Raw genomic sequence first — 21,086 nt, 5'->3', positions numbered from 1 at the left:
AACCATCGATTAAGCATATTACAGAGGGTTATCACTGGATCGCTGGCGGTTTAAGCTATGCGGAACCAGCTGATTTGCACTTCGCCTTTAATGATAAGGAAGACGTCGGCTCGTCCAGTTAATCCTGTCAGTTGAGCTTGAACCGTAGTCCAGGCTTGGCGTCCGCCGGTCGGCAGAATCTTGCAGCTTCCAGCTGCAGGACCATCCGGGCTGCCGGTCGTAATGACGATTTCGCCGCCCTTGATATGCCCGCTCACCCTGGCCTCGAACATTGCCGGGGAATCACCGAGATCCGTTTCATGGAAAGCGATCCATCCCGTCTCGTCGGTTAAACGAATGCTTTCGCCGCCTTCACGGCATTCATCCAGGAAGACACCCTGGTAGTCGTCATAATTCACCGCTCGAACAGGCTCTCGCAGAGTGCGTGGAGGGATCGTCTCACCTTCGACTTGAAGGACTGCGGTTTCCGGCAATTGGCTGGAGGACGGTCCAGCCATGAGCGTGTAAGTCCCCTTTTCAACGCAGTAGCGATCCCGGGTGACATCCCAGAACGCGAGATCCTCCGCTTTGAGCTCAAAGCTTACCGTTTTCGAAGCTCCCGGGGCCAGATGGATGCGACGGAAGCCTTTCAACGTTTTGGAAGGGCGAATGACGCGGGAGGAGTCAGCCTTCACGTACAGCTGAACCACCTCATCTCCGGCCAACGGGCCTTCATTCCTCACGGTAACGGTGACGATGACGCTGCCATCGGCGGTGATTTCCGGTTGGCTTAGCGATAGACCGCTGTATTGGAAGCGGGAATAGCTGAGACCATGACCGAACGGGTACAGCACATCCCCGTCGAAATATTGATAGGTCCGTTTCCCTTTGATAATGTCGTAATCCATGAAGTCCGGAAGCTGTTCGGTTGACTTATACCACGTCATATTTAAGCGGCCGCCCGGATTGTAATCTCCGTACAGAACGTCGGCCACCGCATGGCCCAGCTCCTGCCCGGCGTGAGACGTAAAGAGGATGGAGGACACATGCTCCTGTTCCCAGTTCACCGCGAACGGATATCCGCCTACGATGACAACCACCGTATTGGGATTAGCTTCGTAAACCGCCTGAATTAAGGCTTGCTGGGCAGGCGGAAGGGTGATGTCGGGACGGTCGATCGTTTCCTTTCCGTTAATGAACGGACTGTTTCCAACGAAGACCATGGCGGTTTTAGCCGATGCTGCCGCAGCAACGGCTTTAGCGATGCCGTCCTGAACCGTTTCAATGGCTATTGGCGTTCCCGCATCTTCGCTGCTGCCTACCACAAGCCGTCCGTGCTCATCCAGTAGGATCGGTTTGCCCTCCCAATTGTTCATTACAAAGCTTCCATCCGGTAACACCTCGAAGCTGAAAGCCTCTTTAACGAACCAGCCGCGAGCCTCGTCGGCCGTTGCTTGCAGTCCCGTCTCGGTTTCAGTTACGAATTTGCCGCTGCTGGCGAGCCGAAGCGTCACGGAGCCCCACCCCCAGTCGTTCCGCTCGAACACCGCCGCTCCGGAGGGCTCAGCCATGCTTGCAAACAGCCCGCCATTCTCTTCCAAAGATAAGGCGATATATTTGCCGCTAACAGCAGAACGAAGACGCACCTGGTCTAATCCCGTATGAAAATGGACGCTACGTTCCCCCATTTTCTCCTGCACGCCCTGAAACGGCGTTATCCGGTATGGAGGCGTACCGCTGTACCAATCCGTAAATGCTTCGTTAGCCAGGGGACCGATGACAGCAGCGGACTTCAACTGATCACGCTTAAGGGGCAGTAATCCATCGTTTTTCAGGAGGACGATCGATTCCCGGGCGGCTCGAAGAGATAATTCGGCATGCTCGGGCGCGCAGAGCTTCGACTCCGGCACATGGCTGTAAGGATTCCGTTTTTCCGGATCGAATTCCCCTAGACGGAAGCGGACGCGGAAAGTATTGCGCAGGGCATGATCCAGATCCTGCTCCTCAAGCAATCCTTGCTCTAATGCGTCGCGAAGAGCACGGAAGGAGATGTCCTGATCATCGGTAATGCTGTCGATACCGGCTTTAACGGAGCCGGCAACGGCCTCTGCATAGGAGGATACATATTGATGGTCCATGACGGTGCCGAGAACGTCACCGGCGTCTCCTACCACGAATCCGTCCATGCCCCATTCCTGTTTGACGATGTCGTTCACTTCATGGTTCAGGTTGCACGGCGTGCCGTTGATGCCATTATACGCGGTCATCATGGAACCGGCTTTCCCTTCCCGGAACGGAGCCTCGAAAGCCTTCAGATAATACTCGCGTTTGTTTCTCGGATCGATGCTTACCGATGCGCTGCCGCGGTCAACTTCGTTGTTATTGCCGTAGAAGTGCTTCAGGGTAGCTACCGTTTTGTAGTAGAAGGGATGGTCTCCCTGCATGCCCTTCACAAGCCCGGTGGAGAGTTCTCCGGTCAGGTGCGGGTCTTCCCCGTAGGCTTCTTCCGTGCGCCCCCAGCGAGGGTCGCGTTCCAAATCCACCGTGGGGGCCCAGATGGTCAGTCCGTTAATGGCCCGGTCGCGCTGGTAATAGACGCGGGCTTCGTCCGCAATGACCGATCCGATCTCCCGCATCAGCTCGGGATTCCAGGTACACGCAAGCCCGGTATTTTGCGGAAATACGGTCGCTTCGCCAAGCCATGCCACGCCGTGAGCACCTTCGGTGCCATGCTTATATTTTTGCACGCCGAGGCGGGGGATTTCCGCCTGGTATTGGCACATTAATTCGATTTTTTCGTCCAAGGTAAATCGGGATACAAGATCATTAACCCGTTCTTCCAGCGGAAGATCCGAATTCTGGAATGGATATTTCATGGAGCAAAACCTCATTTCTATGCATAGTTGGAATGGAAACGCTCTCAGTTATACATGCGATAAGTTCATGCTTCTCTTAAAACGGTTAGTCCAATTCCATCTTAGCGCGCAAAGCGGAGCCGTAATACACCGAGAATTAGCGCAATTTTCATGTGGAAATTTCGAATTCGAAGACCAAAATGAAGAGCTTAATCAATTGATGAGCATTTTAGACTCCGTTTCGTATACGAGATCGTCGAGATCATTTTTCAGCAGAAACATAAGAAATGATGGGGGGCCAACGTTTGCATTCATTATTTTTTACCGTGATCGTGACGGAGAAATAGATGATTATTTTTTGGATATCAATCAAAAAGGTTATGTTCTAAGGGGAGGGAAGAAAATATATAAAATGGTTGATCGGAAGGGGAGGTCTTTGATCAGCTCTCCACATGGCTGTTTGAAAAGGCTGTTAGAATGCCAGTAACTTAAAAGCTGAAAGAAATGAATCACGGAATAGAACGAAGGATTTATGAAACCTCTACGATGAAAGGGATGCTTAAGCGTCTCCGTTTCTTCGTGAGAGGTTTCTGTTTTCTTTCGTCCGTTACATTCTGCAAATCTCTTTGGGGCAGTCCTCGCAGTGGCAGATATTCCGTAAATAGTCGGGATCATTGAGAACGATGCGTCCCCGTTCGGTAGAAATCACGCCTAGATCCTTAAGCTCGTTCAATATCCGGTTAACGCTTTCACGGGTGGAGCCAATCATCTCCGCCATTTCCAAATTCGTAATCCGCTTGCCAATGATGGATCGCCCATCCTTGATTGTCCCACTCGTGCCGTACATATTGTACAGTCGCAGCAGCAGTGAGCACAGAGCGCCAGATTTACCATGCAGCAGAAGGTCGCGTAATTTGCTTTGCGCGGTGCGCTGCATGAGTGCCATCCAGCCCATATATTCCACGGCAAAGTCCCCGTTAATGCGGATGACTTTATCCAGTTCGGCCTGCGGCACAATTCCGACCTCACTATCCTCCAAGGCTTTGGCTTCGAATTGATGAACGGCTCGTCCGAACGGATCGGGTTCACCGAACAGATCGCCGGGGATGTGAAGCGATAAGGTGGCCGACAATCCGTCTTCCAGCAGCTTGGATACCTTTAAGCTTCCACGGTTTACAAAGTACAGCCGATCCGCAGGATCATTCTCCTGGTATAGATAATCGCCGGCAAACAAACGGACAGGCTCAGCCATCTCCCGGATCAGAGCGAGATGCGGTTGTGAATAGACAGAGGAAGTACCCGCTGGAAACAACCCTCCATTCCATGTTTCGGACCTTGCAGCTCGATTCTGTTTCATACGATCTTCTCCTTCCATAAGTTTATTCGGCAAGCTGATAATCGTCATTGGTCAGCTTAAATGCATGGGTCAGACCTGAGGTGAGATAGATTTGATGATCGGTGGTGACAAAAATGGCTTCGGCATCGTCGCGGCTCTCGACGAACTGCCGTCCTTCCGTTAGTCCAAGCGAGAAGACGGAAGTTGACATGGCGTCGGCGTCCATGGACGTGTCGGTCACAATCGTTACGCTGAGCAGGTCATTATCGACCGGATAACCGGTGAAGGGGCTCAGAATATGGTGATACACTTTTCCGTCTGCTTCGAAGAAGCGCTCGTACACGCCGGAGGTTACGATCGTCTTATTGACGACCTCCAGTGTTCCCAGATGCTGCCCACGCTTTTCTCCGGGATCCTGGACGCCGATATTCCACGGTGAACCGTTCGGTTTCGAGCCCATGGCAAGGATATTGCCCCCAAGGTCGATGATGGCCGAATGAAAATCCTGCTGCTGCAAATAATCCGCGATGACGTCCGCTGCATATCCTTTGGCGATGGCCCCCAGATCCAGCGACATTCCTTCTTTCTTCAGCAGAATGGCATGGGATGCAGGATTCAAAATGACTTCCTTGTAATTCATTCGCTTCATGGCAGCATTCAGCTCATCCTCTTCCGGCACAGCGGGGTGTTCACCGCCAATGCCCCAGAGGTCTACAAGCGGGCCTACGGTCGGTTCGAAATGTCCGCCGGAAGCCGCCGCATAATCGATGGCGGTTTGGACAACCTTGAAGGTTTCCTCGGATACGCTCACTTGGGACTTGCCCGCCGCTTGATTGACCCGATCAATCTCGCTGTCCGCCAGCTGCCGGTTCATGCGTTGGTCGATCCGATCCAGCAGTGCGCCTACCTCATCGAAATGCTGGGACGTCATCCGTTCATCGTAAACGCGGAGACTTACAATGGTATCGAATATAAAGTAACGTTCGGTTGCCGGTTCGTTGCTGGCGGCTACCTTCTGATCTGCTGTGGTTGTGCAGCCAATCGATCCCGTCATCAACAGGGTGAGCATGATCAACAGGCTGCTGTAGGAAAGAAGCTTCCTATACATGACAGTGCCTCCTCTTTTCAATTCTGGTGCTGTTCTCAATCGAGTTCCGATGATCTCAGCGTATCAGACCCTTCCCTTGCTGAATGTGAGAAAAATCATTTCTGGCACTTGATGCAGCCCTGATAATGAAGATAAGCAAAGCGAAGTGGAGAGATGCTGATGAAACGCGGAGATATTGGAATAGCGCTCGTGCTGATAGCGGTTGTCGCCTGGTTTGGAATATCCAAGTTTATGGGAGAAGACGGAGCGGCGCAGGGAAACTATGCCATGATCGAGGTGAATGGAAAGCATTATGATACGGTGGCGCTTACGGAAGAGCCCCGAGATATAGAAATCCGGACAGAACGGGGATATAACCTCTTGAGGGTCTCCCGCGAGGGGATCGAGATGGTGGAGTCGGATTGTCCGGATCAGCTCTGCATTGGGTTCGGTCACGTTCACGATGTTCATGGCACCATAGTATGTTTGCCCAATCGGGTGTTTGTAGAAGTGACTGGAGATCAAGTTGAAGGAAGTGAGCCGGATGCCGTTGTCTCCTGATCCCCATGCACTCCGCAAGCTGGTCGTAATCGCCATCTGCGCTTCCTTATCGGTGGTGCTTGGCATTGTGGAAGCCCTGATTCCATTTGCGGTCACGATACCCGGTGCCAAGCTGGGACTTGGCAATATTTTGGTGCTGACCTGTCTAGTCTGCCTAGGGGGCAGAGATGCTCTGTGGCTTATTGTTTTAAAGACATTGCTGACTGCCTTTATACTGGGAAGCTTTTCGACCTTTCTGTTCAGTATGTTCGGCGCGCTGGCGAGTTTTTTGGTGATGTATGTCATGCTTAGGCTCGGGGGCCATAATTTCAGTTTAACCGGCGTGAGCATCGCAGGTGGCATTGCTCATAATATTGGCCAATTAACGGCAGCTTCGCTGGTATTGGGAACAACCAAAATTTATTATTACTTGCCATTTTTGCTCGGGGCGGGTGTCGTGACGGGGATCTTTGTGGGATGGGCTGCAAAACATCTGATCGAATCCCTGCGACGTATCGATCCGTTTGGCATGTTTCACACGGAAAGTTAAGGAGGAGGCGTTAGGCATGGTGGACATAACCGATAAGTCAGAGCACGCGGTCCAACTCAAGCATGTATATTACGGACAGGGCTGTACGAACGTGCTCAAAGACGTCTCGCTGGCGATCCCCCATGGGCAATGGGTATGCATCGCCGGAAGGAACGGGGCAGGCAAGTCCACGCTGATTCGCCTGTTAAACGGACTTCTCCTCATGAGTCGGGGACGGATTCTTATTGATGGGCTGGAATTGAACGGCCGCACGCTGGGTGAAATTCGCCGTCATATTGGCATGGTGTTTGCTAATCCTGACGATCAGTTTGTTGGCCTCACCGTAGAGGATGATATTGCGTTTGGCCTGGAAAATCTGTGCCTGAGCCGGGAAGAGATGCTGCAGCGGATTCGGACCTATGCGGAGCGGCTGGATATCGTCCATCTGCTCCACCGCCATCCGGCTACTTTGTCCGGTGGACAGAAGCAGCGCGCTGCCATTGCTGCCGTGCTGGCGATGGAGCCTTCTATCATTGTCTTGGACGAGGCAGCTTCCATGCTGGATGAGAAGGCTAAGAATGAGCTGCTGGGTTTCATGCGAACCATGCATGCCGAAGGCCGATATACCATCATCTCCATCACCCATGACGTAGAGGAGATGGCCGAAGCAGACCGGATGATCGTGTTGGATGGCGGAATGGTCACGGCAGACGGAAGTCCAAGAGAGCTGCTGCTGCAGGAAGAGCTGCTCCAGCGTTGCAGGCTAAAGGTTCCTTTTGCCCTCCAGCTATGCAGGGAGCTGAAGGCGCGGGGGATTGATATCGGTGAGCTGGTTAGGGAGAAGGAGGTGCTGGAGGCGTTATGGTCATATCATTCGAAGAGGTTTCTTACCGCTACCGGGACCGGGGGATGAGCCCTATTCTTGGACTCGACGGTCTTAATCTGGAGCTGGAGGAAGGCGGAATGATTGCCGTCCTCGGTGCGCCGGGTTCGGGAAAATCAACGCTTCTCCAGCATATGAACGGATTGATACGGGCAGATGAGGGCTTGATTCGCATATTGGATTTCCGCCTTGAATCGGGTGACAGCAAGAAAGTCCCTGCCGGTCTGCGGCAGCGCGTCGGCCTGGTGTTCCAATACCCGGAGCAGCAGCTGTTTGAAGAGACGGTGGAGAAAGATCTGCTGTTCGGGCCGCTTAACTTCGGGCGGAGTCCAACCGAAGCTGCCGAGGCGGTCCGCAGAGCGGCTTCCTTCGTCGGATTAGATGAGGAGCTGCTGGCGCAGAGTCCATTCAAGTTAAGCTCGGGCCAGATGCGAAAAGCGGCCGTGGCTGCCGTATTGGCGGCTGACCCCGACATTTTGGCTTTGGATGAGCCTACGGCCTCCCTCGACCCTGTCAGCCGTGAGGATTTGATGGGGCGGCTGCATGGATTAACGAGGACCCAAGGCAAGACGGTTCTCATCGTCACCCACCGGCTGGAAGAAGTCGTGGCCTACGCGGACGAGTTCGTTGTAATTAAAGATGGCAGCGTCGTATTTCAAGGAACTGCCAAAGAGTTGGTACACCGGCAGGAGGTGCTGGAGCAGGCGGGACTGATGGCTCCGTCGTCCGTGCGGATGGCGGGCAAGTTGGCAGCTCAGCTTGGAGTACAGCCTCCGGAGATGCCACCGGATGCGGCGGCGCTGGCGGATTGGTACGCAAGCCAGCTTGAAATATAAGGCAGAGCGAAGCAGAGGCGAAAGGAGGAAGCATGGATGAAGCGAAAAATCATCCTGGGCCGATATATGGAAGGTGATTCATGGGTTCACCGTCTGGATCCGCGTGCCAAGACGGCTGCCATGCCGCTCTTTATGGTAGCCGTGTTCCTGGTAGACGGATATATGGGGGTGCTCGCGCTGCTGCTGTTCACTGCGGCGGTGATCCGGGCTACGAGAATCCCGTACCGTTATTTCATTAGAGCCATGAAGCCGCTGATGTTCCTAATATTGTTCATCCTGGTATTTCATCTTCTCTATGACGCGGGAGGCGGGAAACTGCTGGATGTGGGCGCGTTCAAGGTGTATACCGGCGGATTGGAAAAAGGCATCGTGTCCGCATCACGGATGGCGCTCTTCATCATGTTGGCGGCGGTGCTGACCTTCACGACCCAGCCGGAGCAGCTGGCCCAGGGGCTCGGCAGCCTTCTGCGGCCCCTGACCTATATCGGCGTGCCGACCGATCGGCTGGTGCTGATGCTCGGCATTGCCCTCCGGTTTATTCCGACCATTTTCGAAGAAGCGGAGCGGCTGTGGAAGGCACAGCAGTCCAGGGGACTGGACCTGTCGTCGCGGTCGCTGAAGGAGAAGGCGCGGCTGATCATTGCCCTGCTGGTGCCTGTAACGACAGGCGCGTTCCGGCGCGCCATCGGACTTGCCGATTCCATGGAAGCCAGAGGCTACCGGCTGGGTGCGCCGCGAAGCAGATTCAGGGCATCTGTATGGAAGCGGGCGGACACGCTGTTTGTTGCATTGTTCCTGCTGCCTGTGGCCGCAGCCGCGCTGCTGTAGTTTGGGGCTTGAAGGAAATGAAAACCGCAGTCAATCCTTAAGGACTGACTGCGGTTATTTTACTCGAATTTTATAGGGAACGCCTCACAAACACTTGTGGACGAGTTGCTGCAGCTTGTTGGCTCTGATTCGTTTCCAATGTCTGTTAATAGTTTTGAGAATTCACCCAGATAGGGTTGCAAGACATGTTTATTGTTATTGATTTTCCCTTGAACGATCCCAGCAAACCGTCCATTCTCCGTCATGTCTTTTGCGATAACGAGTTTTCCGTTCTTGTAATTCTCTACTCTATAGTATTCTTCATCTTCGAAACGTTGATTCACTCCAGTATAGAGCTCCATCACCTCATCCGCATTAATGCATCGGCATCGGCGTATTCGTCGGCTCGATCCCCTGGTAGGCCTGATCCACGGACTGCCGGATTCCCTTCATGCTGGACATATGCGAAAGAGGCGTATCGGGATTCAGCAGGTAGTCGCTTTTTCCGTCGGATCGGTCTGCAAGCTTTTCCGCATACAGGACATGTTCTGCAATATCCTTTCATAATCGAACAGGGATGCATCCATCATGGATGCATCCCTGTTCATTTTGAGTATATGGATTCATGTCTTTAGGGCAGAAAATAATGGAGCAGGACCTGCAAATCATGCTGGGCCGGATGATCCGTAAAGTCGCCGATCATTCGCTGAGCCTGTTCCGCATACGATCGGGCAAGCGCCTCGCTTTGCTCAATGGCGCTACTTGCGGCAATGCGGTGGATGACTTCATCCATGTCAGCCGCCACAGAGTGGGGGCCAAGCTGTCTGATTCCAGGTGCAAGGGCTGGATCGTTGAGGGCGTAAATCACCGGCAGCGTAATGTTGCCGTTTCGCAGGTCTGCGCCAGCCGGCTTGCCGATGGCCTCCTTGGGCTTCGTGAAATCGAGCAGGTCATCCCGGATTTGAAATGCCATGCCGAGCGACTCCCCGAATTGAAACAGCCGTTCAGCGGTTCTCGCATCCGCTTTGGCTGCTTCTGCGCCCGCTTTCAGGCAGTGGGCCATCAGTAGGGCGGTTTTGCAGCGCGTTTTCTCTAAATACTGCTCCAGCGTCAATTCATAGTTAAAGCGGTGGTGCAACTGATCGTATTCTCCCATACAGAGCTCGGTTACCAGAGCCGCAAGTTCGGCTAACCGGTAAGCATCCTCCTCGGAGACGCCATCACTACTGTCTGACTCGTCATTCGGATTACCTGCGGCCCATTCGATGGCACGGGCAATCATGTAATTGCCGATATGCACGGCCGTCTGGACATCCGTAGTTTCATGCAGGGTCGGTAGCCCTCGCCGCATATCGGATTGATCGATGATGTCATCGTGTACCAGCGAGGCCATGTGTAAATATTCAAGCAGCACGGCGGTTTTCATTACGGCTGGATCATGCCCGCTTTCCCCGAAACGGCTGCCGAGCACGACCATGAGCGGACGCAGCCGCTTGCCGCCGGCGTCAATGAGATCTATGACGCTGCTCAGCACAACAGAGGGAGGAGTGAGGTCACGGTCTGAGGTGACCACCTCCCGGAGCAGATTGTCGAAGGAAGCGAGATCCACTCCCATTTGGTTATGAATGTTCATTTTGCATCATCGCTCCTTTCCCAGATGGCTCCTTACGCGCTCCGTTGCTCCAGATAGCTGCGGATTTCGCGCTTTAGCTCTTTAAGCAGGATTTCGGGTGAAACGTTCTTCATTAGATTCAGCTGCATGCGTTTATGAAAGGGGAGAAGCCGGGACAGCAGCTTCCATTCCTTCCGTTTGACGGCAATCCGGTACATAAGCCCGGTTAAATAATCGCCGTCCAGCAGCATGCGCGTCAATCTCTCGTTGTCCTGTGCCTGCAGCTTGCCGTGCTTACTTAGAGCGGAATGAATCAGGATGCAGCATGCCAGCACCGTCATTTTCCGGGAATAGGCCAGTTCATAAGCGTTGAGCATATCGGCAATGTCCCTCACCGGCCTGTTATCCATCTCCATCCAATCGATATCCGTTCCGGAATCGATATGCGACCGAAGCAGGTCGATCGTATCCTGTAATAGCTTCATATCCATCGTTATTGACTCCTTCCGGAAGGCTCGTGTTGATTAAGAGTGTGAATGACGGCAGAACGGCCTATGAACCGAATCGGCAAGCATGATATGACAAGCCGATTCTCTCGAATGGTGAAGGATTAGTCCGTATACACGTACCATCGCCTTACGATCGGAATTCGTTTCCATACCTTCTTCAGCCAAGGATATACATAGTAGTCAAGTCCGAACGTGCTGCCCGATCCGCCGATTAAGGCGATCCCAGCTGCCAGATACCACAGCATTTCGTTAGGTGCCATACCTGATACCCAAACCATCGCGCCCATGGCAACGCTAGCTACGGCTGCAGGTGCCGTGAACAATCCGACGATCAGCAGGATGCCGACGATCAGCTCAGCCAGGACCATCGAGGTCTGAAACACATAGGCGAGCGAAGTATAGCCGCCGTCGCCGGTGTAAAACATCAGGTCCATCGACCAATCGACAATGGATTTCATGAAACCCGGAACCGGCAGGGCGGATACCGCTTCTGCGGTATAAGCGGAGGCGGCGGAGACCGCGTCAGCCGCTCCAGCTCCGGCTGCTCCGGCAGCATCGGCGCCGGCAGCAGACGCTGCGCTTACGCCATCGGCTGCTTTGGCAGGAATAAGGAACACCTTATTTGGATCCTCAATAATCTTGTGGATTTTATCCCATCCCTGAGAGAGCCACATCCATCCGGCAAAAATCCGCAGCGGAACGAGCCAGAAATTCGGAGACCGTTTGGCAAAATGTCCCCCCACGAAGCTGCGATTGTTCCGAACATGGAAGAATTCATGCAGCAGGTAATGGTATACCTTGTTGAAGCCGCAAACCTGGAACAGATAGAGCATATTGATCATATGTTTGACCAGCATAGCCATGAAGCCGCTGAGCCTGAACATGTGGCCAGGAACACCCACGTTAGCTACGCCGTAGCGGCTGCCGATACAGACCATCGTTCCGTGGAACGTCGGTTTGTAGGATTTCATCGGTTTGTTCAATAGTTCAGCCACAATGTTATGTGCGATGACTGGGGCTGCGAGTTCCGCATTTTCTACCATTTGAGGTACGGGTGCAGCCGCGCCCTCAGGAATGTAGAAAATATTGTCCCCGACGACATAAACGTTCGGATGGGCAGGAACTTGAAGCTTGTCGTTGGTCAAAATACGCTTGCGGCCTTTTTGCTCGACATCCATATTGCCAACTACGTCGGAACCCTCAACCCCCGCGGTCCAGATAACCGTACGGGATTTGATGTCATTGCCGCCGACGGTAACACCGTCCGGTTTAACTTCTGTAATCTTCGAGCCTGTGATGATATTGACATCCATTTTACGCAGTCGTTTCTCGGCTTTGCGGATTAACGGTTCGGGCAGGATCGGCAGGATCTTGTCGACCATGTCGGCGACATGAAGTGTAACCTCGCTTGGATCGACGTAGAACTCTTTGCATAATTGTTGAGTGAATTCGGCCAGCTCGCCGATCATTTCGACCCCGGTGAATCCACCGCCGACCACGACAAAGGTCAGCATTTCTTTGCGGACCTGCGGGTCGCGCTCCAGTACTGCTTTTCGGAACATATTCAGGGTATGTTCCTTCAAGCGGACCGCATCATCATACGACCATAAGGTAAAGGCGTGTTGATCTGCGCCCGGTATGCCGAAGAAGGTTGGCTTGCTGCCTGTTCCGATGACCAGATAATCATAGTTATAGGTTTGTTTCTCTCCACGGAGTGTTTGACCGTCAAAGTCAATGCCGCCGATTTCATCCAGCACCACGTCTACATTCCGGAATCCGGAGAACACTTTTTTCAGATCGATTTTGATGGAATCTTCTTCGACCCGATTCGCGGCCACTTCATGCAGCTCGGTCAGCAGTGTATGATACGGCTTGCGGTCGATGAGTGTTATCCGCAAATCTTTCTGTTTGCGCAGTCGTTTAGCCAGCTTCTTGGCGGTAAGTATACCGCCATATCCGCCGCCCAGCACGATAATCTGTTTCATGCGAATCTCCCCTCAAGGAATAGTTGTCTTCTATCTATCACTCTTGTTCTTATTTGGCGCCTTCGAGCGCTTTCGTTGCCAGCTCTACCAATCCGTTGACGTGGATCGACACACCGGAGATTGCATCGGTTTTGCCGTCTTCAGCCGTTACGATTGCTTGCGGATCTTGCTTTTCAATCAAATACTGCTCGGCTTGGTAAGCCTGTTCATGCCATTCGGATTGAGCTCCGCCGTTCTTCATGCCGTATTCACCGGATTTGGAACGGGTAACTTTATCGGTACCGCCATCTTTATGAATGCCGTTCCAACTGACCGTGGCGATCTTTCCGTTAATAACGGTAACGTCGACGGTTTCTTTCCAGCCGGACTTAGCGTCGAAATCAGCCGCTTCTGCGTGATAGCTGCCGTCTTTGTATGGTCCTGCTTCAACAGGTCCCGCTGCCAGCGCTTTTGCTGCCAGTTCTGTAAATCCGTTGACATGGATCGATACCCCGGATACCGCATCCGTGCGGCCTTCGTCGTTTAAGGCCAAGCCTTCAACCGACTGCTGAGCCACCAGGTACTCCTCCATTTTGGCTGCCTGCTCATGCCATTCTGCTTGAGCGCCGCCTTTTTCCTTCATACCGTAGAAGCCTTTTTCGGAAAATGTCTTCTTGTCCAAGCCGCCGTCCTTATGAAGCCCGTTCCAGTTGGCGCTGACAATCTTGCCGCCTTCGACCTTAATCGCAACGAGTTCTTTCCAGCCGGAGTCTTCGGCAAACTCGCCTTCAGCGTAATATAAGCCGTCCTGCAGGGTTCCTTCTTGTGCAGGCTGTTCCGCATTACTTGTGTTATCCGTGTTTTGGCTCTCTGCTGGTTTGTCCGTATTAACCGGCTCTTTGTCACCGTTGCCTCCACAGCCGACAAGCAGCGCAAACATCAACATGACGGAGAGGGATAGAGAGAGTGTCCTTTTCATTCTGATTTCCTCCTATGATTTTGTGAATTACTTCACAAATATTGTTCTTGAGTTCATTTTATTCTTAAAAAGAATAGTTATCGGTGAAAAAAATCACAAATAGTGTCGGTGCTTCATGTTCGAGGTGATCCTGTTGATTTATACGAAGGATCATAGGTCAGATAATGCCTCGAATGTCATCCAGCGAATGGATGCCTTCGCTTTCCATCAATTCAATCAATTCTTCGGCCAGGGTATCACCGGCCCGCAAGTTGATGAAATTGTAGGTCCCGATCTGTACAGCAGCGGCGCCTGCCATGATGAATTCGAGGATATCCTCGGCGCTGCTGATGCCGCCGATTCCAACGACCGGGATGGATACCGACCGTGCCACCTGATGGACCATGCGGAGCGCGATCGGTTTAATTGCCGGCCCGGACAGCCCGGCGTAGGCTCTGTCAAATACGCTTCGTCGCTCCCGTATATCAATCGCCATCGCTTGGATCGTATTGATGAGCGAAAGACCATCAGCGCCTTCAGCTTCACACATGCGGGCCATTTCCTTTAAATCCCTTGCACCGGGAGAGAGTTTAACAAGCAGAGGCAGCGTGGTCGCTTTCCGGACTGCGCGAACCACCTCTTGAGCCTGCTCATTCTCAACGCCGAAGGCCAGCCCGCCTTCCTTGATGTTGGGGCAGGAGATGTTGAGCTCAATCATGTCGACAGCTCGTTTGCCGGATGACCGTAACTTGAGGCTGGCTTCGGTAAGCAGCTCGGCGCCCTCCGTATATTCCCGTATGGTGCCGCCGCCAAGATTGACGATGACTGCAGTCCCGTGTGAGGTCATCTCGGATAATTCATGCTCTAGAAAAGCGTGGATGCCCGGATTCTCAAGGCCAATGCTGTTCATGATGCCGGATGGCGTTTCATAAAGCCTTGTTCCAGAATTGCCGATTCGTGGAGTCAGGGTCAGTCCTTTGGAGACAATGCCTCCAAGCTTGCGAAGCGGATACAGATCCGCATACGGTTTGCCGAATCCAAACGTGCCCGATGCCGCCAAAATCGGATTCGCCAGCGGGACGCCCGCCAGTTCACAATCGATGGAGATCATTCCAGTTCACCTCCTTCGCCGGAAATACGGGGCCATCGGTGCATACCTTGCGGCTTGCGCCAGCGGAGGTTAACGTGCAGCTGTTGCATGCCCCGATGCCGCAGCCCATTCGCTTCTCGATGGAGACGTGAAGCTTGGCGTTAGTACTCTCCGTTTTTTGGGCCAGACTGTGCATCATGCCAACCGGTCCGCATGCGAATATCGTGTCATAGCGGCTTGGGTCCACTGCATCTACAATGGTGCCGCCGGATTTGACGGTGACATTGCGGCTTATTTCGTGGAATCCGGTGACTCCGAAAGGGACGCTGGTGTATCCCAGATATACGCTGGCATCAGGTATTTCCTTAGCTGCCAGCAGCAGCGGGGCTACTCCAATGCCGCCTCCTACCAGTGCCGTCCGGCCTTGGGGCTCAGGGAATCCTTGTCCAAAAGGTCCCTCCAGCTGAATCTTGTCACCCGCTTGAAGCGCCGATAGCAGCCATGTGCCTGTTCCATGCACGCGATACAAGAAGGAAACGGAGTCCTCCGTCAGGTTATGAACGCTGATCGGTCGTGACAGCACGGGATAGGTATCCCAGCAGCGAAGCATGAAGAACTGCCCCATTCGTGCCGAATAGCTGCCTTGAACGGTAAGTCGATATATGTGATGGGCCAGTCTGACATTTTGAATAACAAGGGCCACGTTCTCATTCTCCTCCCTTGGCGTACTTTTTCCGCCCGCTATGTTCCTTGATACAGTATCACAGACCGATAACGCTACCTGTGACATTTCTCATATTCGGACGTTGTCAGGGCTTGATACCTTTTGTATACATACACGAGACAAAAAGGGATGGGGATCATACATGAGAACACTGGTGATCGTTGCACATCCGGGTCTGCATGAGGGATCACGGATCAATCGCGAACTAACCGAGACGGTGAGACATAATCATGAGGTGACGGTGCATGACCTCTATCAGCGTTATCCGGATGGACATATCGATATCGAGGCCGAACATCAATTGCTGCTCCAGCATGACCGCATCGTGTTTCAATTCCCTTTCTGGTGGTACAGTTCGCCGCCCCTTCTGAAGCACTGGTTCGACGAGGTGCTGACCTTCGGATGGGCGTATGGTCCGGGCGGAGACAAGCTCCAGGGAAAAGAGTGGGGCGTAGCCATTACGACCGGCGGAGTCGCGGAGGCCTACGGCAGCGAAGGATACAACCGCTACACGGTGGAAGAGCTAACCCGGCCCTATGAGGTGACGGCCAGCCTGGTAGGCGCGATTTACTTACCGGTATTTACCGTTCATAATGCCATGCAACTGACGGATGAAGAGCTGCGGCGACATGCGGAGGATTTTGCGTTGCACGTAACGGAGTGGTGAGATCCAGGTAAGGGTTGCTATTTAAAGCGTGCAGCTGCTGAAGTGATGTTTCGAATTAATATTCACGAATTCGGCCGTTTCCCAGAGGCATGTTGTTCCACGCGAAATTATGAACGATTCAAGCGTGTTTATCCATTCGTGAAAAGGGAAAACTGAATCGCTGTTAAATTAGCCTGGCGGTAGTAGCTGCCGGGCTTTTCGGTGTACTGGCAAATTTCCGCAGATTTTGGCATATTCCAAGCGATCAGGGTAATTCCTCTGGGACTGCTGTGCTTCTGTTTATAGGCTACGCTGCTGTTCTCATAGAAAGGTAGGTGCGACGAGCGCTACGATTTGTTGATTAGAAGGTAGATGCATGAATCGCTATATGATCCGAAAACATTCGTTGCATTGTGGAGACGCATATTTTATACTCATATACATAGATTTACGATACATAGATTATCTAGGTATTGGAGTGATAGAGGAATGGGCATTAACAAAGAGCTGCTGAAAGGCAGCACCGTCATATTATTGCTTACCGTGTTGAACAAGCGGGAAATGTACGGGTACGAGCTGATCAAGGAGATTGAGCAAAGCTCGGATGGGGTGTTCCTGATGAAGGAAGGCACGTTATACCCGATTCTGCACACGCTGGAGGCGGAAGGTTGGCTGGATTCCTGCTGGAGCCAGCATGATGGACGCAAACGGAAATATTACCGGATTACCGAGCGCGGCAGGGAGCAGCTCCAAGAGAAGACCAAGGAGTGGGTCAAGTTCCGTACGGCGGTGGATACGGTCATCGGGGAGGGAAGCTAGCGTGCGACCGGTTGAAGAATACAAGGTTGTTCAAGACTTCCTGACCCGGGTGTGCAGGCAGGTACGCGCAAGAGCCATGCATCCGGAAATCCGCGAAGAGCTGCTCGGCCATATCGAGGAGCGGACGGAGCTTCTGATGCTGGAGGGCAATGCGGAGGAGCCGGCGGTGCAGGAAGCGGTGAAACAAATGGGGGATCCGGGAGATATCGGCAAAAGCCTTCATTTGGCTCATCGGCCTCAGTTGGATTGGAAGCTGCTTGTCCTGCTGGCCCTGCTCTCGATGATTGGGTTGTTCGGGGCACTGAGCGTTGATTATTCGGGTACAGAAATATTGTCGGACTTTTTTATTAGAAAAGCGTGGTTCTTCGGTATAGGACTGATCCTTCTTATCGGTTTCTATTTCCTGGACTACAGAAAGCTAAAGAAATACTCCGGGATATTGTTTTTTATCACGCTGTGCCTGATGGGACTTACGTTGATTCGGGGTGTTGACGTCAATGGACTAACGATATTCCTGGATTTCGGTCCAATCATGATCCCGATGCTCGGTGTAGCATCTGTTTTTCTTCTCCTTATCGCCTTGGCAGGCATGAAGCCTGCGACTCAGTGGGGGGTATGGGAAAGTGTATTTCACATCCTGTATCGGGGTTTGCTGCCGATCGTACTATACAGTATGAGCGGTTCGATGGTATATATGTTCATCTATTTGCTAGGATTCCTGGTACTGACCTGGACGACAAAAAGGAATATTAAACAATTTGCGATGCTAACGCTGCTGCCGTTCATTGGATTGGCCTATATCTTGTTTACAAAAAGAATATACCTCATGTGGAGATTTGAGGGGCTCGCAGACCGTGAGGGAGACGGTGGTTATTTCATGCGGGTCATCGCGGATGCCGTTTCTTCTGCGGGTTGGTTCGGTCAAGGCTTTGCTGCAGCGAATCCGGGAATCCCGTACGTTTATAGCGACTCCATATACCCCTATCTGATATATTGCTTCGGCTGGATGTTTGGCATTGTGGTTGGAATGGTCGTTCTTTTGTTCCTAGCCAGAGTGTGGAGTATATCCAATGTACTTCACGATTCCTACGGGAAAAATATCGTGACAGGTGTCATCGTTGTGTTGGGCCTGCGCCTGCTCATGCCGATCATTATGGGATTGGGTATGGTCCCCGTTATCAGCCTGGACTTTCCTTTTATCTCGTATGGCGGCGTCAACAACATGCTGGATTTTGCCATGGTCGGCCTACTCCTCTCCATCTACAGACGCAAAAACATGATCCCAAGCGATGTGGGAGAAGCGGCTCCTATGAAGGTGGCCTAGTTGAGGCTGAAGATCATCTTTCAATTCCGGTTAGCAGGATAAAGTTTTGCAAAAGAAAAAGCGAGAGTTTGATTCTCGCTTTTTTCTCGTTTATAGAGAGGTGTCGTTATCCGGTTCGGTGGCGTATAAGTTACACCTTCTCCAGCGCACCGGATGCGATTTCTTCGATATAGTGGCAGGCCGTCTGATGGCCTCTGCGCTCATCGACTACCCGAAGCAGCGGGGCCTCGGACCGGCAGAAATCCGTGGCATACATGCAGCGGGTATGAAACCGGCAGCCGGAAGGCGGGTTGATCGGGGACGGAACATCTCCCTTGAGAATGATGCGTTCCTTCTTGCGCTCGGGATCCAGCGTCGGGATGGCCGACAGCAGAGCGCGGGTGTAAGGATGCTGCGGGCGCCGGAAGAGGGAGTGCTTATCCGCGATTTCCACAATCGTCCCCAGGTACATCACGATAATCCGGTCGGAAATATGCCGAACGACCCCAAGATCATGGGAGATGAACAGATAGGTCAGCTTGAATTCGGTTTGCAGTGATTTCATCAGATTGAGCACCTGTGCCTGGATAGATACGTCAAGCGCAGAGACCGCTTCATCGCTGATGATCAGCTTGGGATTCACGGACAAGGCGCGAGCAATTCCGATCCGCTGCCGCTGTCCGCCACTGAATTCATGCGGGTACCGATCGGCTTGATAGGCGGCCAGGCCGACCGTTTCCAGAAGTTCGATGGCCCGGCCCCGCCGATCCTTTTTGGGAACGACGTTTTGAATGTCCATCGCTTCTTCTAGGACTTGCAGCGCTGTTTTTCTAGGATTCAGCGAAGCATAGGGGTCCTGAAAAATCATCTGCAGGTCTTTACGCCTTCGGTTCATTTGCGCTTTATTTAGGGAAAGCAGATCGGTGCCTTCGAACACCACCTCTCCAGCGGTTGGTTCGTCCAGCCTCAGGATGGCCCGGCCCGTGGTTGATTTGCCGCAGCCGGATTCGCCCACGATACTGACAGTTTCTCCCTCATGTACGGAGAATGAAATATCATCCACAGCTTTTACGACGTTGACGGCACGGCCCAGGATGCCGCCCTTGATCGGGAAATACTGCTTGAGGTTTTTGACGGTTAACAACTCTTTGCTCATGACAGAACGTTCACCTCGCTTTCCAGCTCCCATTGATCGGTGTATTTCCAGCACCTGACTTGTTGGTTATCATCCAGCGCATGAAGCTCCGGCAGTTTGTCATAGCACAGCTTGGCTGCATGGGGACAGCGGGGGGCGAAGCGACAGCCTTCCTGTGGGTCATATGGGCTTGGAACAGAGCCTTTAATCGGCTCCAGCGTTTCCTTATCGATATCATGCCGTGGCAGCGAGTTCATCAGGCCGATGGTGTAGGGGTGCTTCGGATGCTTGAAGAGGGTGCGCACATCGGTATACTCCACCACTTTTCCGCAGTACATGACCGCTACCTCATCGCAGGTTTCCGCAACGATACCCAGGTCATGGGTGATAAAAATAATCGACATCTGCAGCTTCCGCTGCAGCTCCTTCATCAGCTCCAAAATTTGAGCCTGAATGGTCACGTCCAGCGCCGTGGTCGGCTCATCTGCAATGAGCAGATCCGGATTGCAAGCCAGGGCCATGGCAATCATGACACGTTGGCGCATACCGCCGGACAGCTGGAAGGGGTACTGTCGGACTCTTTTTTCCGGGGATGGAATGCCGACCAGTTTCAACATCTCGACGGCTTTGTCCATCGCTTGTTTTTTGCTCAGATTCTCGTGGATTTGGTAGGCCTCCGCGATCTGATCGCCGACGGTGAAGACCGGATTGAGCGATGTCATCGGCTCCTGGAATATCATCGAGATCTGATTGCCCCTTATTTTGCGCATCTGCCGGTCGGATTGTTGGAGCAGATTCACACCGTTATATAGGATTTGGCCACCGACGATTCGTCCCGGATGAAAGATCAGCCGCAGGATGGAGAGGGACAGTATGCTTTTGCCTGAACCGGATTCGCCCACGATGCCGAGCGTCTTCCCCTTGCGTACGGTAAGGCTGATATCATCCACAGCTTTCACTTCGCCCAGTTCGGTGAAAAAAGAGGTTTGCAGGTTCTTGATCGTAAGCAAACTTGATGTGTGCTGTTCCATCTTGTCTAAGCTCCCTTCGCTTTCAATTTGGTCTTGGAATCATGCGTCCGTACGGACTCCAAAATGGATCGATTTTCGGTAAATAGCTTATCGTGTGTCCGCGTGACTCCCAAACAGCTCGTTTTTGCAGCAAACCGTGAATTCTCCGACCCTAAGGTCTCAATAACAGCTCGATTTCTGTAAATTACAGATCTTACGTCCGCATGGGCACAAAACTAGCTTGTTTTCAGTAAATCGAGTGCGTGCGTCCTCATGCACTTCTCAAATAGCTAGATTGGTCTTGATTAGCGATATTTGAGGACTGTAGTTCCGCTATTACTTTATTTTCTGCATGTTAGTGGAAGTACAAGGACATGAGATCCGCTATTGCGAGAAATAGTTGGCTAAAATCGTGATTTTGGGTACATTAACGGATCGTGTGTCCGGATTGGCTCCCAAATAGC

At 52.6% G+C, this 21,086-nt stretch carries 20 protein-coding genes; 8 read left to right on the top strand and 12 right to left on the bottom strand.

What is annotated here, in order from left to right; translation table 11 throughout:
- Nucleotides 1-50: 50 nt before the first annotated feature.
- The 3 genes from ACOZB4_RS21820 to ACOZB4_RS21810 form a co-directional block, all read right to left on the bottom strand.
- Nucleotides 51-2,855, bottom strand: a complete 2,805-nt coding sequence (locus tag ACOZB4_RS21820; protein WP_379408534.1) for a glycoside hydrolase family 3 protein — start codon at nucleotides 2,853-2,855, stop codon at nucleotides 51-53.
- A gap of 586 nt (nucleotides 2,856-3,441) precedes the next feature.
- Nucleotides 3,442-4,191, bottom strand: a complete 750-nt coding sequence (locus tag ACOZB4_RS21815; protein ID WP_379408537.1) for a Crp/Fnr family transcriptional regulator — start codon at nucleotides 4,189-4,191, stop codon at nucleotides 3,442-3,444.
- 22 nt (nucleotides 4,192-4,213) lie between these two features.
- On the bottom strand, nucleotides 4,214-5,278 hold the full coding sequence (locus ACOZB4_RS21810) for an FAD:protein FMN transferase (RefSeq protein ID WP_379408542.1): 1,065 nt from the start codon (nucleotides 5,276-5,278) through the stop codon (nucleotides 4,214-4,216).
- 159 nt (nucleotides 5,279-5,437) lie between these two features.
- On the opposite strand from ACOZB4_RS21810, the gene ACOZB4_RS21805 reads away from it, so the two are divergent.
- Genes ACOZB4_RS21805 through ACOZB4_RS21785 form a run of 5 tightly spaced genes read left to right on the top strand, consistent with a single transcriptional unit; the run spans nucleotide 5,438 to nucleotide 8,873 of the window.
- Nucleotides 5,438-5,818 carry a NusG domain II-containing protein gene (locus ACOZB4_RS21805; RefSeq protein WP_127593981.1) on the top strand — a complete coding sequence of 127 codons (381 nt, stop codon included), beginning with the start codon at nucleotides 5,438-5,440 and terminating at the stop codon, nucleotides 5,816-5,818.
- Nucleotides 5,802-6,347 carry a Gx transporter family protein gene (locus tag ACOZB4_RS21800; protein WP_098741549.1) on the top strand — a complete coding sequence of 182 codons (546 nt, stop codon included), beginning with the start codon at nucleotides 5,802-5,804 and terminating at the stop codon, nucleotides 6,345-6,347. Before ACOZB4_RS21805 ends, ACOZB4_RS21800 begins: the two co-directional genes overlap by 17 nt.
- A gap of 16 nt (nucleotides 6,348-6,363) precedes the next feature.
- Nucleotides 6,364-7,239 carry an energy-coupling factor transporter ATPase gene (locus ACOZB4_RS21795; protein WP_076322472.1) on the top strand — a complete coding sequence of 292 codons (876 nt, stop codon included), beginning with the start codon at nucleotides 6,364-6,366 and terminating at the stop codon, nucleotides 7,237-7,239.
- Nucleotides 7,188-8,045: an ATP-binding cassette domain-containing protein gene (locus ACOZB4_RS21790; protein WP_379408556.1), complete on the top strand. Its 858-nt coding sequence runs from the start codon at nucleotides 7,188-7,190 to the stop codon at nucleotides 8,043-8,045. Before ACOZB4_RS21795 ends, ACOZB4_RS21790 begins: the two co-directional genes overlap by 52 nt.
- A gap of 36 nt (nucleotides 8,046-8,081) precedes the next feature.
- Complete coding sequence (locus tag ACOZB4_RS21785) at nucleotides 8,082-8,873, top strand: energy-coupling factor transporter transmembrane component T family protein (RefSeq protein WP_076322470.1); 792 nt, start codon at nucleotides 8,082-8,084, stop codon at nucleotides 8,871-8,873.
- Nucleotides 8,874-8,932: 59 nt separating this feature from the next.
- Here the strand turns inward: ACOZB4_RS21785 and ACOZB4_RS21780 are convergent, their stop codons facing one another.
- From ACOZB4_RS21780 to ACOZB4_RS21750, 7 genes are all read right to left on the bottom strand, one after another.
- A complete protein-coding gene (locus ACOZB4_RS21780) occupies nucleotides 8,933-9,196 on the bottom strand; it encodes a hypothetical protein (protein WP_422759642.1) in 264 nt (87 codons plus the stop codon).
- 287 nt (nucleotides 9,197-9,483) lie between these two features.
- The gene (locus ACOZB4_RS21775; protein ID WP_379408565.1) at nucleotides 9,484-10,485 is read right to left on the bottom strand and encodes a polyprenyl synthetase family protein; all 1,002 of its coding nucleotides are present in this window, start codon (nucleotides 10,483-10,485) and stop codon (nucleotides 9,484-9,486) included.
- Nucleotides 10,486-10,517: 32 nt separating this feature from the next.
- Nucleotides 10,518-10,955, bottom strand: a complete 438-nt coding sequence (locus ACOZB4_RS21770) for a hypothetical protein (RefSeq protein WP_098741555.1) — start codon at nucleotides 10,953-10,955, stop codon at nucleotides 10,518-10,520.
- 119 nt (nucleotides 10,956-11,074) lie between these two features.
- Complete coding sequence (locus tag ACOZB4_RS21765) at nucleotides 11,075-12,958, bottom strand: FAD-dependent oxidoreductase (RefSeq protein WP_076322467.1); 1,884 nt, start codon at nucleotides 12,956-12,958, stop codon at nucleotides 11,075-11,077.
- 49 nt (nucleotides 12,959-13,007) lie between these two features.
- The gene (locus ACOZB4_RS21760) at nucleotides 13,008-13,916 is read right to left on the bottom strand and encodes an FMN-binding protein (protein ID WP_339269722.1); all 909 of its coding nucleotides are present in this window, start codon (nucleotides 13,914-13,916) and stop codon (nucleotides 13,008-13,010) included.
- 157 nt (nucleotides 13,917-14,073) lie between these two features.
- Nucleotides 14,074-15,006: a dihydroorotate dehydrogenase gene (locus ACOZB4_RS21755; protein WP_379408578.1), complete on the bottom strand. Its 933-nt coding sequence runs from the start codon at nucleotides 15,004-15,006 to the stop codon at nucleotides 14,074-14,076.
- On the bottom strand, nucleotides 14,987-15,688 hold the full coding sequence (locus ACOZB4_RS21750) for a dihydroorotate dehydrogenase electron transfer subunit (RefSeq protein ID WP_379408583.1): 702 nt from the start codon (nucleotides 15,686-15,688) through the stop codon (nucleotides 14,987-14,989). Before ACOZB4_RS21750 ends, ACOZB4_RS21755 begins: the two co-directional genes overlap by 20 nt.
- A 163-nt stretch (nucleotides 15,689-15,851) precedes the next feature.
- On the opposite strand from ACOZB4_RS21750, the gene ACOZB4_RS21745 reads away from it, so the two are divergent.
- From ACOZB4_RS21745 to ACOZB4_RS21735, 3 genes are all read left to right on the top strand, one after another.
- Nucleotides 15,852-16,376 (top strand): NAD(P)H-dependent oxidoreductase, encoded by a 525-nt coding sequence (locus ACOZB4_RS21745; protein ID WP_379408588.1) that lies wholly within the window; start codon nucleotides 15,852-15,854, stop codon nucleotides 16,374-16,376.
- Nucleotides 16,377-16,844: 468 nt separating this feature from the next.
- Nucleotides 16,845-17,174 (top strand): PadR family transcriptional regulator, encoded by a 330-nt coding sequence (locus ACOZB4_RS21740; RefSeq protein ID WP_379408593.1) that lies wholly within the window; start codon nucleotides 16,845-16,847, stop codon nucleotides 17,172-17,174.
- Between the two features lies 1 nt (nucleotide 17,175).
- A complete protein-coding gene (locus ACOZB4_RS21735) occupies nucleotides 17,176-18,498 on the top strand; it encodes an FtsW/RodA/SpoVE family cell cycle protein (RefSeq protein WP_379408597.1) in 1,323 nt (440 codons plus the stop codon).
- A gap of 130 nt (nucleotides 18,499-18,628) precedes the next feature.
- Here ACOZB4_RS21735 and ACOZB4_RS21730 read toward each other — a convergent pair whose 3' ends face one another.
- A complete protein-coding gene (locus ACOZB4_RS21730; protein ID WP_379408606.1) occupies nucleotides 18,629-19,633 on the bottom strand; it encodes an ABC transporter ATP-binding protein in 1,005 nt (334 codons plus the stop codon).
- Nucleotides 19,630-20,643: an ABC transporter ATP-binding protein gene (locus tag ACOZB4_RS21725; RefSeq protein WP_379408610.1), complete on the bottom strand. Its 1,014-nt coding sequence runs from the start codon at nucleotides 20,641-20,643 to the stop codon at nucleotides 19,630-19,632. The genes ACOZB4_RS21730 and ACOZB4_RS21725 overlap by 4 nt, the downstream gene beginning before the upstream one ends.
- Nucleotides 20,644-21,086 lie beyond the last annotated feature (443 nt).

The organism is Paenibacillus sp. NPDC058898, from assembly GCF_049316025.1.
In the GTDB taxonomy this organism is placed as follows: Bacteria; Bacillota; Bacilli; order Paenibacillales; family Paenibacillaceae; genus Paenibacillus_AQ.
The sequence above is the reverse complement of the archived record's forward strand: the minus strand, read 5'-3'. Positions and strand labels throughout refer to the sequence as shown.

Coding starts and splice junctions, on each gene's coding strand:
- ACOZB4_RS21820 (WP_379408534.1), bottom strand. CDS start 2,855: ATGAAATATCCATTCCAGAATTCGGATCTTCCGCTGGAAGAACGGGTT.
- ACOZB4_RS21815 (WP_379408537.1), bottom strand. CDS start 4,191: ATGAAACAGAATCGAGCTGCAAGGTCCGAAACATGGAATGGAGGGTTG.
- ACOZB4_RS21810 (WP_379408542.1), bottom strand. CDS start 5,278: ATGTATAGGAAGCTTCTTTCCTACAGCAGCCTGTTGATCATGCTCACC.
- ACOZB4_RS21805 (WP_127593981.1), top strand. CDS start 5,438: ATGAAACGCGGAGATATTGGAATAGCGCTCGTGCTGATAGCGGTTGTC.
- ACOZB4_RS21800 (WP_098741549.1), top strand. CDS start 5,802: ATGCCGTTGTCTCCTGATCCCCATGCACTCCGCAAGCTGGTCGTAATC.
- ACOZB4_RS21795 (WP_076322472.1), top strand. CDS start 6,364: ATGGTGGACATAACCGATAAGTCAGAGCACGCGGTCCAACTCAAGCAT.
- ACOZB4_RS21790 (WP_379408556.1), top strand. CDS start 7,188: ATGGTCATATCATTCGAAGAGGTTTCTTACCGCTACCGGGACCGGGGG.
- ACOZB4_RS21785 (WP_076322470.1), top strand. CDS start 8,082: ATGAAGCGAAAAATCATCCTGGGCCGATATATGGAAGGTGATTCATGG.
- ACOZB4_RS21775 (WP_379408565.1), bottom strand. CDS start 10,485: ATGAACATTCATAACCAAATGGGAGTGGATCTCGCTTCCTTCGACAAT.
- ACOZB4_RS21770 (WP_098741555.1), bottom strand. CDS start 10,955: ATGGATATGAAGCTATTACAGGATACGATCGACCTGCTTCGGTCGCAT.
- ACOZB4_RS21765 (WP_076322467.1), bottom strand. CDS start 12,958: ATGAAACAGATTATCGTGCTGGGCGGCGGATATGGCGGTATACTTACC.
- ACOZB4_RS21760 (WP_339269722.1), bottom strand. CDS start 13,916: ATGAAAAGGACACTCTCTCTATCCCTCTCCGTCATGTTGATGTTTGCG.
- ACOZB4_RS21755 (WP_379408578.1), bottom strand. CDS start 15,006: ATGATCTCCATCGATTGTGAACTGGCGGGCGTCCCGCTGGCGAATCCG.
- ACOZB4_RS21745 (WP_379408588.1), top strand. CDS start 15,852: ATGAGAACACTGGTGATCGTTGCACATCCGGGTCTGCATGAGGGATCA.
- ACOZB4_RS21740 (WP_379408593.1), top strand. CDS start 16,845: ATGGGCATTAACAAAGAGCTGCTGAAAGGCAGCACCGTCATATTATTG.
- ACOZB4_RS21730 (WP_379408606.1), bottom strand. CDS start 19,633: ATGAGCAAAGAGTTGTTAACCGTCAAAAACCTCAAGCAGTATTTCCCG.
- ACOZB4_RS21725 (WP_379408610.1), bottom strand. CDS start 20,643: ATGGAACAGCACACATCAAGTTTGCTTACGATCAAGAACCTGCAAACC.